This is a genomic window from Streptomyces sp. NPDC040589 (assembly GCF_055594445.1).
Genome location: NZ_JBVIWP010000006.1, coordinates 200,934 through 216,178, shown reverse-complemented (window position 1 = coordinate 216,178; position 15,245 = coordinate 200,934). Strand labels below are relative to the sequence as shown.

General features: G+C 70.8%; 13 protein-coding genes. 10 read left to right on the top strand and 3 right to left on the bottom strand.

All coding sequences use genetic code 11. The annotated features are described in order from the left end of the window. The first annotated feature begins 160 nt into the window (after nt 1–160). The 8 genes from gap to ACZ58V_RS26875 all read left to right on the top strand — a co-directional run bounded on the left by gap (nt 161) and on the right by ACZ58V_RS26875 (nt 8,319). Nucleotides 161–1,171, top strand: a complete 1,011-nt coding sequence (gap, locus tag ACZ58V_RS26910; RefSeq protein WP_468193274.1) for a type I glyceraldehyde-3-phosphate dehydrogenase — start codon at nt 161–163, stop codon at nt 1,169–1,171. Nucleotides 1,172–1,313: 142 nt separating this feature from the next. Next, on the top strand, nt 1,314–2,525 hold the full coding sequence (locus tag ACZ58V_RS26905) for a phosphoglycerate kinase (protein WP_471293010.1): 1,212 nt from the start codon (nt 1,314–1,316) through the stop codon (nt 2,523–2,525). A gap of 5 nt (nt 2,526–2,530) precedes the next feature. Further along, complete coding sequence (gene tpiA, locus ACZ58V_RS26900) at nt 2,531–3,307, top strand: triose-phosphate isomerase (RefSeq protein WP_189731012.1); 777 nt, start codon at nt 2,531–2,533, stop codon at nt 3,305–3,307. Nucleotides 3,308–3,402: 95 nt separating this feature from the next. Beyond that, nucleotides 3,403–3,639 (top strand): preprotein translocase subunit SecG, encoded by a 237-nt coding sequence (secG, locus tag ACZ58V_RS26895; protein ID WP_184912724.1) that lies wholly within the window; start codon nt 3,403–3,405, stop codon nt 3,637–3,639. Nucleotides 3,640–3,846: 207 nt separating this feature from the next. Further along, complete coding sequence (locus ACZ58V_RS26890; protein WP_003976875.1) at nt 3,847–4,182, top strand: RNA polymerase-binding protein RbpA; 336 nt, start codon at nt 3,847–3,849, stop codon at nt 4,180–4,182. 138 nt (nt 4,183–4,320) lie between these two features. Further along, on the top strand, nt 4,321–5,589 hold the full coding sequence (locus ACZ58V_RS26885) for an MFS transporter (protein ID WP_471293008.1): 1,269 nt from the start codon (nt 4,321–4,323) through the stop codon (nt 5,587–5,589). A gap of 69 nt (nt 5,590–5,658) precedes the next feature. Further along, nucleotides 5,659–7,311: a glucose-6-phosphate isomerase gene (gene pgi, locus ACZ58V_RS26880; RefSeq protein ID WP_471293006.1), complete on the top strand. Its 1,653-nt coding sequence runs from the start codon at nt 5,659–5,661 to the stop codon at nt 7,309–7,311. A gap of 93 nt (nt 7,312–7,404) precedes the next feature. Further along, a complete protein-coding gene (locus ACZ58V_RS26875; RefSeq protein WP_471293003.1) occupies nt 7,405–8,319 on the top strand; it encodes a hypothetical protein in 915 nt (304 codons plus the stop codon). Nucleotides 8,320–8,343: 24 nt separating this feature from the next. Here the strand turns inward: ACZ58V_RS26875 and ACZ58V_RS26870 are convergent, their stop codons facing one another. From ACZ58V_RS26870 to ACZ58V_RS26860, 3 genes are read right to left on the bottom strand one after another with little or no spacing between them, the layout of a single operon-like run. Then, nucleotides 8,344–10,713, bottom strand: a complete 2,370-nt coding sequence (locus ACZ58V_RS26870) for an ABC transporter permease (protein WP_471293000.1) — start codon at nt 10,711–10,713, stop codon at nt 8,344–8,346. Nucleotides 10,714–10,764: 51 nt separating this feature from the next. Next, complete coding sequence (locus ACZ58V_RS26865) at nt 10,765–11,520, bottom strand: ABC transporter ATP-binding protein (protein WP_468193265.1); 756 nt, start codon at nt 11,518–11,520, stop codon at nt 10,765–10,767. Then, the gene (locus tag ACZ58V_RS26860) at nt 11,517–12,032 is read right to left on the bottom strand and encodes a PadR family transcriptional regulator (RefSeq protein ID WP_184596865.1); all 516 of its coding nucleotides are present in this window, start codon (nt 12,030–12,032) and stop codon (nt 11,517–11,519) included. The genes ACZ58V_RS26865 and ACZ58V_RS26860 overlap by 4 nt, the downstream gene beginning before the upstream one ends. A gap of 121 nt (nt 12,033–12,153) precedes the next feature. Between ACZ58V_RS26860 and ACZ58V_RS26855 the strand changes: the two genes are divergently transcribed. Continuing rightward, nucleotides 12,154–13,425 carry an ABC transporter substrate-binding protein gene (locus tag ACZ58V_RS26855; protein WP_471292997.1) on the top strand — a complete coding sequence of 424 codons (1,272 nt, stop codon included), beginning with the start codon at nt 12,154–12,156 and terminating at the stop codon, nt 13,423–13,425. A 142-nt stretch (nt 13,426–13,567) separates the two neighbouring features. Then, nucleotides 13,568–15,226 (top strand): glycoside hydrolase family 13 protein, encoded by a 1,659-nt coding sequence (locus ACZ58V_RS26850; RefSeq protein ID WP_471292994.1) that lies wholly within the window; start codon nt 13,568–13,570, stop codon nt 15,224–15,226. The last annotated feature ends 19 nt before the right edge of the window (nt 15,227–15,245 follow it).

Below are 15,245 nucleotides of genomic sequence, written 5' to 3'. Positions count from 1 at the left end.
TCCGTACCCCTACTGGCGGGTACGGACCGCCCTGCCGTGTATGGGGCATCTGGATGTCACCACCTGGGGCTCAGGGAGGTAGGGTCGTAGGCGGTCGGGGACATCCCAAACAGAGCTCGCCGGCTCTTCATGGCCGGCGTACCAACGAGGAGATCGGTTCGTGACGATCCGCGTAGGCATCAACGGCTTCGGCCGCATCGGCCGCAACTACTTCCGTGCGCTGCTGGAGCAGGGTGCGGACATCGAAATCGTGGCTGTCAACGACCTGGGTGACACCGCGACCACCGCTCATCTGCTCAAGTACGACACCATCCTGGGCCGCCTCAAGGCAGAGGTGTCGCACACCGCAGACACGATCACGGTCGACGGCCACACCATCAAGGTGCTCTCCGAGCGCAACCCCGCCGACATCCCGTGGGGCGAGCTGGGCGTCGACATCGTCATCGAGTCGACCGGCATCTTCACGAAGAAGGCCGACGCCGCCAAGCACCTCACCGGCGGCGCCAAGAAGGTCCTCATCTCGGCTCCGGCCAAGGAAGAGGACATCACCATCGTGATGGGTGTCAACCAGGACAAGTACGACCCGGCGAACCACCACGTCATCTCCAACGCCTCCTGCACCACCAACTGTGTGGCGCCGATGGCCAAGGTCCTCGACGAGAACTTCGGCATCGTCAAGGGCCTGATGACGACGGTCCACGCGTACACCAACGACCAGCGCATCCTGGACTTCCCGCACTCGGACCTGCGTCGCGCCCGCGCCGCCGCCGAGAACATCATCCCGACCACCACGGGTGCCGCGAAGGCCACCGCGCTGGTGCTGCCGCAGCTGAAGGGCAAGCTCGACGGCATCGCGATGCGCGTCCCGGTCCCGACCGGCTCGGCCACCGACCTGGTCGTGACGCTGCAGCGCGAGGTCACCAAGGACGAGGTCAACGCCGCGTTCAAGAAGGCGTCCGAGGACGGCGACCTCAAGGGCTACCTGGCCTACACCGAGGACCAGATCGTCTCCTCGGACATCGTCAGCGACCCGGCCTCCTGCACCTTCGACTCCTCCCTGACCATGGTCCAGGAGGGCAACTCGGTGAAGATCCTCGGCTGGTACGACAACGAGTGGGGCTACTCCAACCGCCTCGTCGACCTTACGGTCTTCGTCGGCAACCAGCTCTGATCAATCGAGCAGGCACGACCATGTGAGAGCAGGGCTCGGTCAGCGCGAGGACGCGCTGTCCGAGCCCTGACGCACGTACAGATCAGAGCTGTTCGATCACGAGCGCTTACGAGCGATCACGAGCTCTTTCAGGAGTCCCCTCATGAAGACGATCGACGAACTCCTCGCCGAAGGGGTCGCGGGCAAGCGGGCTTTCGTCCGCGCCGACCTGAACGTGCCGCTGGACGGCACGGCGATCACCGACGACGGCCGCATCCGCGCCGTGCTGCCCACGGTCAAGGCCCTCGCCGAGGCGGGCGCCCGCGTGGTCGTCGCCTCCCACCTGGGCCGCCCCAAGGGCGCCCCGGACCCGGCCTTCTCCCTCGCCCCCGCTGCGGCGCGCCTCGGTGAACTCCTCGGCGCCGACGTGGCCTTCGCGACCGACACGGTCGGCGAGTCCGCCCAGGCCACCGTCGCCGCGCTGACCGACGGCCAGGTCGCCGTCGTCGAGAACCTGCGCTTCAACGCCGGCGAGACGAGCAAGGACGACGCCGAGCGCGGCGCCTTCGCCGACCGGCTCGCAGACCTTGCCGACGTCTACGTCGGCGACGGCTTCGGAGCCGTACACCGCAAGCACGCCTCCGTGTACGACCTCCCGGCCCGGCTGCCGCACTACGCCGGCTACCTCATCGCGACCGAGGTCGGCGTCCTCAAGAAGCTCACCGACGAGGTCGAGCGGCCCTACGTCGTCGCGCTCGGCGGGGCCAAGGTCTCCGACAAGCTCGCCGTGATCGACCAGCTGCTCGGCAAGGCCGACCGCATCCTCATCGGCGGCGGCATGACCTACACCTTCCTCAAGGCCAAGGGCTACGAGGTCGGCATCTCCCTCCTTCAGGAGGACCAGATCCCCGCTGTCCAGGAGTACATGGAACGGGCCGAGAGGACCGGCGTCGAGCTGGTCCTGCCGGTGGACATCCTCGTCGCGACCGAGTTCCCGGACCTGAAGACCAAGGCCCCGGCCAACCCCACGACCGTCGCCGCGGACGCCATCCCGGCCGACCGGATGGGCCTCGACAACGGGCCCGAGACCTGCAAGCTGTACGCGTCCAAGCTCGCCGACGCCGCCACCGTCTTCTGGAACGGACCCATGGGCGTCTTCGAGCACCCCGACTACGCCGAGGGCACCAAGGCGGTCGCCCAGGCCCTCGTCGAATCCAAGGGCTTCACCGTGGTCGGCGGTGGCGACTCCGCCGCCGCCGTGCGCACCCTGGGCTTCGACGAGACGGCATTCGGCCACATCTCGACCGGTGGCGGCGCCTCCCTCGAATACCTAGAGGGCAAGACGCTCCCCGGCCTCGCCGCACTGGAGGACTGACCCACATGACCGCGCGCACGCCGCTGATGGCGGGCAACTGGAAGATGAACCTCAACCACCTCGAGGCCATCGCCCACGTCCAGAAGCTCGCCTTCGCCCTGGCCGACAAGGACTACGAGGCCGTCGAGGTCGCCGTCCTGCCGCCCTTCACCGACCTGCGCTCCGTGCAGACCCTGGTCGACGGCGACAAGCTCAAGATCAAGTACGGTGCCCAGGACATCTCGGCGCACGACGGCGGTGCCTTCACCGGCGAGATCTCCGGCCCGATGCTGGCCAAGCTCAAGTGCTCGTACGTCGCGATCGGCCACAGCGAGCGGCGCCAGTACCACGCCGAGACCGACGAGCTGGTGAACGCCAAGGTCAAGGCCGCCTACAAGCACGGTCTGACGCCCATCCTGTGCGTCGGCGAGGAGCTGGAGATCCGCGAGGCGGGCAACCACGTCTCCCACACCCTCGCCCAGGTCGAGGGCGGTCTGAAGGACCTCCCCGCCGAGCAGGCCGAGACCATCGTGATCGCCTACGAGCCCGTCTGGGCCATCGGCACCGGCAAGGTCTGCGGAGCCGGGGACGCCCAGGAGGTCTGCTCCGCGATCCGTGGCAAGATCGCCGAGCTGTACTCGCAGGACCTGGCCGACAAGGTCCGCATCCAGTACGGCGGCTCGGTCAAGGCGGGCAACGTCGCCGAGATCATGGCCCAGGCCGACATCGACGGCGCCCTGGTCGGCGGCGCCTCGCTGGACGCCGACGAGTTCGTCAAGATCGTGCGCTTCCGCGACCAGTGAGTATGCGGTAGCGGCGATCCGTCGTACCCTTGCGGGGTCCAGCACTGTGCTGGGCCCCGCGTCGTCCATCCGAATCCGAGGAAGTTGGTCCAGCCGTGGTTTTGGGGTTCTCGATCGCCCTGATCGTCTTCAGCCTGCTGCTGATGCTGCTGGTGCTGATGCACAAGGGGAAGGGCGGCGGCCTCTCCGACATGTTCGGTGGCGGCATGCAGTCCTCCGTCGGCGGCTCCTCGGTCGCCGAGCGCAACCTCGACCGGATCACCGTTGTGGTCGGTCTGGGATGGTTCGCGTGCATTGTCGTGCTCGGCATCCTGATGAAGGTGAACAACTGACCGAGACGCAAGCCGCACGGAACTCGTTCGCAAGCCCCATGTTCGGTACGCGCCGCTGAGCGCGGCCTATCATGGGGCTTGCGTCTTCGTGTGAGGGTTGTAACTCCAATCACTGGACGCGCGTTGGGCCTTACGTAGACTGAGGCGCTCGCGGCGAAGCGGAACGCCGACTCGCTTCGCGGCACCATCACGCAGGGAGTTACGACCGTGGCAAGTGGCAACGCGATCCGGGGAAGCCGGGTCGGGGCGGGGCCGATGGGCGAGGCCGAGCGCGGCGAGTCCGCGCCGCGGCTGCGCATCTCCTTCTGGTGCTCCAACGGACACGAGACCCAGCCGAGCTTCGCCAGCGACGCGCAGGTGCCCGAAACCTGGGACTGTCCCCGCTGCGGATTCCCGGCCGGCCAGGACCGGGACAACCCGCCGGACCCGCCGCGCACCGAGCCCTACAAGACGCACCTGGCGTATGTGCGGGAGCGGCGCAGCGACGCGGACGGCGAGGCGATCCTCGCCGAGGCGCTCGCCAAACTGCGGGGCGAGATCTAGAAAACGAGACCGGCCGGGCACCAGCAGGTGCCCGGCCGGAGCTGGTTTCCGAGCCCCGCCGCGGTCCGCTCGCGGACCGATTGTCAGTGGTGCCCTCTACGGTTTGTGCATCGGGCGAACCGTGAGGGGGGGGGGACAGTGGCGACGGCCGAGGTGGGGAGCGTGCGCACGCCCGTGTGGCGTGGGGGTTTCGGACGGCTGTGGAGCGCTGCCGTCCTGTCCAGCTTCGGTGACGCGCTGCGTACGGCCGCGCTGCCCTTGCTGGCCGTCACACTGACCGACGAGCCGCTGCTCATCGCCTCCGTCACGGCCTGCGGCTATCTGCCCTGGATCGTCTTCGGACTGCTCGGCGGGGCCGTCGCCGACCGCGTGGACCAGCGGCGCGCCATGTGGATGGTGGATGCGTTACGCGGTCTGCTGGTCGCCGCCTTCGCCGTGGCCGTCGCGCTCGGCCACGCCTCGATCGGCCTGCTCATCGTGCTGGCCGCGGCGCTCACCACCCTCCAGACCCTCTTCGACAACGCCGCGACCGCGCTGCTGCCCGCCTTGGTCGACCGGGACGCGCTGGGCGGTGCCAACGCCCGGCTGATGACCGGCCAGCGCGTCGCGGGCGGCCTGCTGGGCGGGCCGGTCGTGCCGCTGCTGCTGGCGGCGGGGGCCGCAGTGCCCTTCGCGGCCGACGCGGTGACCTTCCTGGTGGCCGCCGCGCTGATCGCCACACTGCCGGCCGACGGGACCGACCGTGAGCCGAGGCCGGCGGGCAGCACCCTGCGCCGCGAGATCGCGCAGGGGCTGCGCGCCCTGTGGCGCGACAGCGCCCTGCGCATCCTGTGCGCCGCCACGGCCCTGTGCAACATCGGCATGGGCACCCTGCTCGCCCTGCTGGTCGTCCTCGTCACCGACTGGCTGGAGGCGGGCCCCGCGGGCTACGCGGCGGCGGGCACCGCCTTCACCCTGGGCGGCCTGGCCGGGGGAGTGGTGAACAGCCGGCTGGTCGCGTGGCTCGGCCGGCTGCGGTCGGTGCTGCTCGCCGGATCGGCGCAGACCGCGGCCCTCGTCGTCATGGGCACCGTGCGCAGCCTGACCGTGCTGGTGGGGATGCTGGCCGTCTTCGGGCTCATGGGCATGGTGTGGAACGTCAACACGACGACGCTGATGCAGGAGCGCAGCCCCGCCGAGCTGCTGGGCCGGGTCAGCTCGGCCTTCCGCACCCTGGCCTTCGCCGGAGTACCCCTCGGCGCCCTGCTGGGCGGAGCCGTCGCCACCGCCTGGGGGCCGAACACCCCGCCCCTGCTCACCGCCGCATTCTTCCTCCTGGCCGTCATCGCGCTGATACCCACGCTCCACGCGAACGTATCTGTTGTTGAACCGGACGACGGTGCCACGACGACCGAGGCCACGCGCTGATCAATTAGGTTGGGACCGGCAGCGGGGCAAGGTGCGCAGGCAGGACAGGAAAGAAGGCTGAAGTCCGAGATGAACGCAGACGGCCGTACCAGGCTCAACCAGACGCCCGAGTGGACGGCACTGGCCAAGCACCGCGAGGAGCTGGGCGAGGTCAGGCTGCGCGAGCTGTTCGCCGCCGAGCCCGGCCGCGGCACCGCGTACGCCCTCCGGGTCGGTGACCTGTACGTCGACTACTCCAAGCACCTCGTCACCGACGACACCCTGCGACTGCTGCGGGAACTGGCCGCCGCCACCGATGTCTTCGGGCTCCGGGACGCCATGTTCCGCGGGGAGAAGATCAACACCACCGAGGACCGGTCCGTGCTGCACACCGCGCTGCGCGCCCCGAGGGACGCGGTGATCGAGGCCGACGGCGAGAACGTGGTGCCGGGTGTGCACGCCGTGCTCGACAAGATGGCCGGCTTCGCCGACCGCGTCCGCTCCGGGGAGTGGACCGGCCACACCGGCAAGCGCATCCGCAACGTCGTCAACATCGGCATCGGCGGCTCCGACCTCGGCCCCGCGATGGCGTACGAGGTGCTGCGCGCCTACACGGACCGCTCGATGACGTTCCGCTTCGTGTCGAACGTGGACGGCGCCGACCTGCACGAGGCGGTGAGGGACCTGGACCCGGCGGAGACGCTGTTCGTCGTCGCCTCCAAGACCTTCACCACCATCGAGACGGTCACCAACGCCACCTCCGCCCGCGGCTGGCTGCTGGCCGCGCTCGGTGACGAGGCCGCCGTCGCCCGGCACTTCGTCGCCCTGTCGACGAACGCCGAGAAGGTCGCCGGGTTCGGCATCGACACGGCCAACATGTTCGAGTTCTGGGACTGGGTCGGCGGCCGCTACTCGTACGACTCCGCGATCGGCCTGTCCCTGATGATCGCCATCGGCCCGGACCGCTTCCGGGAGATGCTCGACGGGTTCCGGATCGTCGACGAGCACTTCCGGACCGCGCCCGCCGAGTCCAATGTGCCGCTGCTGCTCGGCCTGCTGGGCATCTGGTACGGCAACTTCCACGACGCCCAGTCGCACGCGGTGCTGCCGTACAGCCACTACCTGTCCAAGTTCACCGCCTACCTCCAGCAGCTCGACATGGAGTCCAACGGCAAGTACGTGGACCGGGACGGGCATGAGGTGGAGTGGCAGACGGGGCCGGTGGTGTGGGGCACGCCGGGCACCAACGGGCAGCATGCCTACTACCAGCTCATCCACCAGGGCACGAAGCTGATCCCGGCGGACTTCATCGGCTTCGCACGGCCGGTCGCCGAGCTGAGCGACGAACTCAAGGCGCAGCACGACCTGCTGATGGCCAACTTCTTCGCCCAGACGCAGGCGCTCGCCTTGGGCAAGACGCCGCAGGAGGTACGGGCCGAGGGGGTTCCGGAGGAGCTGGTGCCGCACAAGACGTTCCAGGGCAACCACCCGACGACCACGATTCTGGCGCCCGAGCTGACGCCGTCCGTCCTCGGCCAGCTCGTCGCCCTCTACGAGCACAAGGTGTTCGTGCAGGGTGCGGTGTGGAACATCGACTCCTTCGACCAGTGGGGCGTGGAGCTGGGCAAGGTCCTCGCCAAGCGTGTCGAGCCCGCGTTGACCGAGGGCGCCGAGGTCGAGGGTCTGGACGCCTCCACGAAGGCGCTGGTCGCGGCCTACCGGGAGTTGCGCGGCCGGGAGTGACGGCTTCCGGACAGTGGACGCGGACGGTGGGACGCCGTCCGCGTCCCGTAGACTCCGGGCGATCATGACAGCGAGTGCTCGGGGGAGCGCGAAGTGGCACGCACACGCGGAAGTTGGACGGGCGGCACGCTGACGGCCCGGTCCCTGTTGAAGCCCCAGGACGTGGCTCGGGCCGTGTTCCACCCGGCGTGGATACCGGATTCGCTCGATCCGTCCGTGGAGCAGCTCAAGAAGTTCCGGGTCATCGCAGGCGCGGTCGCGTCCCTCGGCGTCTACACCTTCCTCCAGGGCGGCTTCGACTTCACGGAACTGCTGGAGAACGCGATGACCGCCTCGGTCGTCCTGCTCTTCCTCACGCCGCTGACGGTCGGGGCGATGCTCTACGTCTGGCGGCGCGGCGGCACCGTACGGCAGTTGCGGGTGCAGCTGCTCAACTCCCTCAAGCTGCTGGTGCTGTTCGTCGGATGTGTGGCCGCCCTGCTCGTGCTGGTGCAGACGGTGAACGGGTCGGCGCACCCCGCCGTGATCATCGGGGTCGGCGTGACCATGATGTGGATGCTCATCTTCACGGCCTACGGGGCGGTGCGGGTCTCCGGCAACTTCTTCGGCACGGCTGCCGTGCACCGCTGTCTGCCACCGCTGCTCGCCATGGTGACGAGCTGGCTGATGGCCGTCCCGGACCTGGTCACCGGTGATCTGCACGGGCTCAGCCTCACGCTGGGCATCGTCTTCATCCTGGGCGCTCCGGTGACGGTCACCGCGATCGCGTCGCTGGAGATGGGGCGGCTGAGGCGGCGGTACGGGATCCGGCTGAAGGCACACCCGGCGACCCTGGCACCGGCCCCCGGCCCCGTTCCGCCGATGTCCCCGCCCGTGCCGCCGGGGATGCCCCCGGCGGGGCAGCCGTACCTGCCGCCGCGGGGGAACCCGTACAACAATCCGTACGGCAACCCCTACGCGCCACACCCTCAGCCGCCGTACAACCCGCAGCGGCCCTACGGCGGCTGACCGGCGAAGCCGCCGAAGTCGAGGTCAGGCGACCGCGCTCAGCGTGTCCGCGAGCCGGCGGCGTGCCGCGCGGGCCGCGGGCAGGGCGGCCAGCGCGGCCGCGCAGAGCACCGCCGCCGCCCCCAGTGGCAGCATGAGGAGGACCGACGGGCCCTGGGCGATCCCCGCGCCGATCCCGCTCGATCTGCCCTGGGCGTCGATGAGCCAGTGGGCGAGCGGCAGACCCAGGGCGGCGGCGGCGAGCACGGCAGCCAGGGCCGTACAGCCGGTGGCCGTGACCGTGATCGCCGTGATCTGGCGGGGGGACAGGCCGATGGCCTTCAGTGCCAGCAGGTCCCGTTCGCCCTCGCGGACGGCGCCGCCGATCGCGGTCAGCAGTTCGATGAGACCGATGAGGGCGAGCACGGCGATCAGCCCGGCGACGACGGCGCGCAGCGGCGAGAGACCGTCGGCGGGGTTGGCCACGGTGTGCACGTCCAGATGGCCGCGCCCGGCCGTGGCGAGCCGGTCGGCGACCTCCCCCGGGTCGGCGCCGGGGTCCAGCCGCAGCTCGTAGAGGGTCGGGCGGAGCCCGGGATCGTTCGCGCGGAGGGTGTCGAGGGACGTGGAGATGACCCGGCCGGCGTTCTCCGGCTCGATGCTGCGGCCCACGATGTGCAGGATCTGCGGCTGGTCGCCGACGGTCATCCGCACCCAGTCGCCGACGCGCACGTCCAGCAGGTCGAGCAGCCCCTGCCCGGCCACCGCCTCGTCGGCGCCGCGGGCGGCGCGGCCCTCGGCGAGGGTGTACGGGTAGGGGTCCTGGTGGGTGCCGAGGCCGCGCAGGGCGATGGTCGCCGTCTGGCCCGGGACCAGGGCGGCCGTCTCGACGCCGGGGTAGGCGGCGGCGACCTGCGGGTCGTGTTCCAGGAGGGTGCGGGTCTGCCGTTCGCTCAGGCCGGTGTCGGCACGGACGCTGAGCGTGGTGGGCAGGCCGATCTGCTCCGGCTCGCTGTGGAAGCGGTCGATGGTGGTCCACGCGCTCATCGCCACGACGATCAGCAGCAGCGGCAGCGTGAGGCGGGCGACCGTGGCCAGAGACCGGGAGCGGCGGGTGAACGCCTTGTGCCAGCCCAGCACCAGCGCGGGCGGAATCCGCAGGCCGAGTGCCCGGCGGGCCACGCCGGACAGTTGTCCGGTGCCTGGAGCCGCGGGCGGGAGTCCGAGGAAGCGGCGCAGGCCGCCGGCGCGCCGGCTCCGGCCCCTCGTGCCGGTCAACCGCCCGCCCAGCGCCGCCGCCGGCCTCGGCACCGGCACCGGCGGCACCCGTCCCGCCCGCCACGCGGCCAGGCCGGTGGTCGCGCCGATGAACAGCACCGCGCCCACCGGGACCACGACCAGCGCCACGGTGTGCCCGGGAAGGCCCTGCCACACGCCGACCGCGTCCCCGAGCCGCCCGGGGATCCGGCTGCCCAGGGCCTCGGCGAGCGCGGCGGCGGCCACGGCGCCCAGCAGGGCGTAGGCGAGGTGCTGGAGCAGGAAGACGCGGACCACCTGCCCCGGGGTGAAGCCGATCGCCTTCAGCACGGAGAGGTCCCGCAGATGGCCGCGGATACGGGTGCTGATCGCCCCGTGCACGGCGAGCCCGGCGGCGACCAGCGCGCCCAGTCCGAACAGGCCCAGCACCTGGCCGAGGAGCCGGTTGTCGCCCTGCGCCTCGGCGCGTGCCTGCTGCCAGGTGGAGACCTCGCCGATCGCCCCGGCTCCCAGCACGGTCACGGCACGCTGCACGACGTAGGAGGTGTCGCCGGGGTCCGTCAGGCGCAGCCCGATCACCTGGCCGCCGGGGTCCGGCACGGCCGACGGCAGGGCCCACACCAGGCCCGGCTGCTCACCGGGCCGGTAGCGCGGCTCGGCGCTGTCGGCGAGCCCGACGACGGTCAGCTCGCGGGCGGTTCCGGGCACGGTGAGGGTGTCGCCGGGCTCGGCCAGCAGCGCGCGGGCGAGACGGCTCTCGAGGACCACACCGTTCGGCGTCGAGGGGTCGAGCCAGTGGCCGGAGACGAGCGGCGGGCGGCCGACGGAGGGGCGTTCCGGAGTGCCGCGCAGCTCCACGGCGGCGCGGCTGCCCCGTGAGGAGACGGTGGCGGCGGCGCTGGGATAGGGCCCGGCGACGGAGTCGACGCCGTCCAGCCCGGCCAGTTTCCCGGTGTCGGCGGCGGTGTCGGTGTGCAGCCACACATGCGCTCCGTGCGACTGCGTGAACACGCGCTGCCAGGGGTTGGTCGCGTACCCGAACAGGGCCGTGGCCAGCAGCAGCGACGCGACGATGCCCGCGGTGGCGAGGACGAGGAACAGCGCCTCGCCGCGGTGCGTGCGCAGATCGGAGTGTGCCCAGCGCAGGGTGGCTCGCACGGGCCTCAGCCTCTCGGCCCGGACGCCGGGCAGCCGTCGTACACCCGCATGTCAGTCCTTGAGTTCCAGCACACCGGAGATGCCGGACCGGCGCGGTGGGGTGCCGCCGTCGAGTTCCGCGTCGTCGGCGATCCGGCCGTCGAAGAAGCTGATCACCCGGTCCGCGGCGCTCGCCAGCCGCGCGTCATGCGTGACCAGAAGGATCGTCTGGCCGCGCTGGTGGAAGCGGGACAGCAGCCGCATCACCTCGCGGGTGCCCTTGCTGTCGAGGCTGCCGGCCGGTTCGTCGGCCAGCAGCAGCGGGGGATGGTTGACCAGGGCCCGGGCCAGGGCGACCCGCTGCTGCTCACCGCCGGACAGCTCGCCCGGCATGCTGCGCTCCTTGCCCGTCAGGCCCAGCTCGCCGAGCAGCTGCTCGCGCTCGGTGCGCGCCCGCTTCGGCGAGCTCCCGGCGAGCAGGGCGGGCAGCTCCACGTTGTCGGCGACGGACAGGTTGGACACGAGGTTGAAGAACTGGAAGACGATCCCGATCCGCTTCCTGCGCTCCACCGCCCAGCGGGCCTCGCTGTAGGTGTCGGTGGACTCGCCGTCGAGCCAGAGGTGGCCCGCGTCCGGCCGCTGGAGCCCGCCCAGCAGATGCAGCAGCGTCGACTTCCCGGCGCCGGACGGGCCGGTGATCGCCACGAACTCGCCCGTCCGTACGCACAGGTCGACCCCGCGCACGGCATGGGCGGGCGCGCCCTCGCCGTGGTGCGTCTTCACCAGCCCCTCGGCGCGCAGCACAGGAGCGGGACGGTCGTCGCTCACTCCAGCTCCTCCAGCTCTTCCTGGCACCGCTCCAGCCAGTCGAGATCGGCCTGCAGGTGCAGCATCGCGCCCTCTATCAGCAGATGCGCGATGCGGTTGTCGCGGTCTTCGGCGGCGGCCAGCTTCGACAGCTGCCGCATGGTGTTCAGATACTGGCGCCGCTGGTGGTTGATCAGGGAGATCTGGTCGGCGAGCCCGGTCTGCGGAGCGAGCGCCAGCTTCATGAAGAAGTCGTCCCGTACCCGCGGCTCGTCCTCGGGTTCCTCGAACCAGGCGCGCAGCGCCTCCCGCCCGGCGTCGGTGAGGTGGTAGACCTTTTTATTGGGCCGGCTGGACTGCGCCACGTCCTCGCCCTCGATCAGTCCCGACTTCTCGAGGCGGCCGAGGGTCACATAGATCTGGCCGACATTCGGCTGAGGGTACGCGGAGCCCAGCAGTTGCTCAAGGTCCTGCTTGAGCTCGTAGCCGTGGGCGGGGCCGCGGGCGAGGAGTGCCAGGAGGTGCAGGCGCACGCGTGCAGTCCTCCTGTCCGGTCAATGTGCTCCAGACCCTAGTATCGCCCATACCTAACAGGTATACATGGCCTCTGATTCCGGGCAAGGGAGCCCGTCGCCGGTGTACAGGGAGGAACCTATGCGGTGGATCCATGCCGCGGGTAGGGGCCTTCTCGTTCTCGTCGTGGTCATGACCGGCTACGTCGCCGCCGGAGCACAGGCGGGCGAGCCGGCCGACGGAGGCCGCGGACCGCTCACCCTGGCCACCGCCGGAGACCTCACCGGCTATCTCGGCCCCCTGCTGGAGGGCTGGAACCGAACCCACCCCGGCGAGAGGGTGACCCTCGTCGAGCTGCCCGACTCGGCCGACGAGACCCAGGCGCAGATGGCCACCGACCTGCGCGACGGCGACCGCAGCCGGTTCGACGTGCTCAACATCGACGTCAACTGGACCTCGGAGTTCGCCGCCGCGGGCTGGATCAGGCCCCTGCCCCGCGACCGCTTCCCGCTGAAGACCTTCCTCCCGCCGGTCGTCGACACGGCGACCTACGACGGACAGCTGTACGCCGTCCCGTACGTCACCAACGCCGGCCTGCTCCTCTACCGCAAGGACGTCCTCGCCAAGGAGGGCGTCGCGCCGCCGCGCACCTGGGCGGAGCTGGAGCGGTACGCGAAGACCATCGCCCCGAAGTACGGCCTCGACGGCTACGCCGGGCAGTTCCTGCCCTACGAGGGCCTCACGGTCAACGCGGCCGAGGCCGTCTACTCGGCGGGCGGCTCGATCCTCGGCGACGAGGGCGAACGTGTCACCGTCGACTCGGCGGCGGCCCGCGAGGGCATCGGGTTCCTGGCCCGCGGAGCGCGGGAGGGCTGGATCCCGAAAGAGGCGCTGGCCTACAAGGAGGAGGAGTCCAAGCAGGCCTTCCAGGACGGCCGGCTGCTCTTCCTGCGGAACTGGCCGTACGCGTACGTCGGCGCCTCCGCCCCGGGTTCCCAGGTCGCCGGGAAGATCGGCGCCGTGCCGCTGCCCGGACGGGACGGGCCGGGGACGAGCGTCCTCGGCGGATCCAACCTGGCCGTCAGCAGCCACGCCCGGCATCCCGACTCGGCCGCCCGCCTGATCGCGTACCTCACCAGCGAGCGCGTCCAGCGGCAGGTCCTCACCCGTGGCGCGCTTCCGCCCGTACGGGCCGATCTCTACACCGACCCGCGGCTCATCCGCAGGTTCCCGTACCTGCCGACCCTGCGCGAGAGCGTGCTCGCCGCCGCACCGCGCCCCAAGAGCCCGCGCTACGACCAGGTCAGCCTGGTCGTCCAGGCGGTCGTGCACGACGCGATGGCCGGGCACGAGACGCCGACGGCAGCGGTGCGCCGTCTGGCACGGGAGCTCGCCGTCATCTCGCGCGGCTAGGGCGCTTCTAGTTACTTGTTAGGTAACGCGGACGTCTCATCTGGCTGAGATATGCCCGATTGGCACCCAATTTTACTATTTCAACTCCTCAGTAGCTTCCGTCTTTTCATTGACACCCTCTCGACATGCCTACTTAACATGCATGCATAACCGCTGCCCTCCACAGAGACAGGTCGATGGGTTGAACAGGCACCACTGGTGGCGTGACGCAGTGATCTATCAGGTGTACGTCCGCAGCTTCCTCGACAGCACCGGCGACGGCATCGGCGATCTCGCCGGCGTCCGGGCCGGACTGCCGTATCTGAAGAAGCTCGGCGTCGACGGGATCTGGCTGAGCCCCTTCTATCCCTCGCCGCAGCACGACCACGGCTACGACGTGGCCGACTACTGCGACGTCGATGCGCTCTTCGGCGACCTCGCCGAGTTCGACCTGCTGGTGGGCGCCGCGCGGCGGCTCGGCGTGAAGGTGCTGCTCGACATCGTCCCGAACCACTGCTCCAGCGAGCACCTCTGGTTCCGCGAGGCCCTCGCCGCGTCTCCCGGCAGCGAGGCCCGCGCCCGTTTCCACTTCGCCGACGGCCGCGGCCCGGACGGCGACGAGCCGCCCAACAACTGGCACGCGATGTTCGGCGGCCCGGCGTGGAGCCGGGTGACCGAGGCGGACGGGCGGCCCGGCCAGTGGTACCTGCACATGTTCACGCCCGAGCAGCCCGACTGGAACTGGCGCGACCCGGAGGTCGCCGCCGAGTTCGACCGGGTCCTGCGGTTCTGGCTGGACCGGGGTGTCGACGGCTTCCGCATCGACGTCGCCGCCGGCCTCTACAAGCACCCCGAACTGCCCGACTCCGACGACCCGGAGGCCGACGCCCGCACCCGCGACTCGGTCAACCCGCTCGCCTGGAACCAGCCCGAGGTGCACGAGGTGTGGCGGCGCTGGCGCTCCATATGCGAGGAGTACACCGAGCGCGACGGCCGCGAACGCCTCCTCGTCGGCGAGGTCTCCGTCCCGACCGCCCGCGAGCACGCCCAGTACGTCCGCCCCGATGAACTCCACCAGGCCTTCTTCTTCGACCTGCTCAGCGCACCCTGGGACCCCGAGGCCTTCCAGAAGGTCATCTCCGAGGCCATGCAGGACATCGCCGGGACCGGCTCGACGGTCACCTGGGTCCTCAACAACCACGACCAGGTCCGCACCGTCACCCGCTACGGCGAACCCGCCACGGAGGGCAGCGGCCTCGGGGCCGCCCGGGCCCGCGCCGCCGCGCTGCTGATGCTGGCACTGCCCGGCGCCGCCTACATCTACCAGGGCGAGGAGCTCGGCCTGCCCGAGGTCGTCGACCTGCCCGACGACGTGCTCACCGACCCGATCTTCCACCGCACCGGCAGCCGGGCCCGGATCCGTGACGGCTGCCGGGTGCCGCTGCCCTGGTCGGGGCAGGCGTCCCCCTTCGGCTTCACCTCCGGCGAGGAGAGCGCCAAGCCGTGGCTGCCGCAGCCGGAGTACTTCGCCGAGTACGCCACCGACCGCGCCCTCGCCGACACCCGCTCCTTCTGGCACCTGTACCGCGACGGCCTCCAACTGCGCGGCACCCTGCCCCAGCTGGGCGAGGGCACCCTGCGCTGGCTGGACGCCCCGCCCGGCGTCCTGGCCTTCGCCCGCGGCGACGACCTGGTGTGCGCCGTCAACTTCGGTACGGCACCCACCCCCGCGCCGGTCTCCGGCACCCCACTGCTCGCCAGCGGCCCCTGCCCCGCCGGGGTACTGCCCGGCTCCACGGCCGCCTGGTGGATCCGTTCCTGAACTCCCCGCAAGTCAACTC

Bases quoted from the DNA above. Each gene is read 5' to 3' on its own strand.
- tpiA (WP_189731012.1), top strand. From the start codon at position 2,531: ATGACCGCGCGCACGCCGCTGATGGCGGGCAACTGGAAGATGAACCTC.
- pgi (WP_471293006.1), top strand. From the start codon at position 5,659: ATGAACGCAGACGGCCGTACCAGGCTCAACCAGACGCCCGAGTGGACG.
- ACZ58V_RS26850 (WP_471292994.1), top strand. From the start codon at position 13,568: ATGCATAACCGCTGCCCTCCACAGAGACAGGTCGATGGGTTGAACAGG.
- ACZ58V_RS26855 (WP_471292997.1), top strand. From the start codon at position 12,154: ATGCGGTGGATCCATGCCGCGGGTAGGGGCCTTCTCGTTCTCGTCGTG.
- ACZ58V_RS26905 (WP_471293010.1), top strand. From the start codon at position 1,314: ATGAAGACGATCGACGAACTCCTCGCCGAAGGGGTCGCGGGCAAGCGG.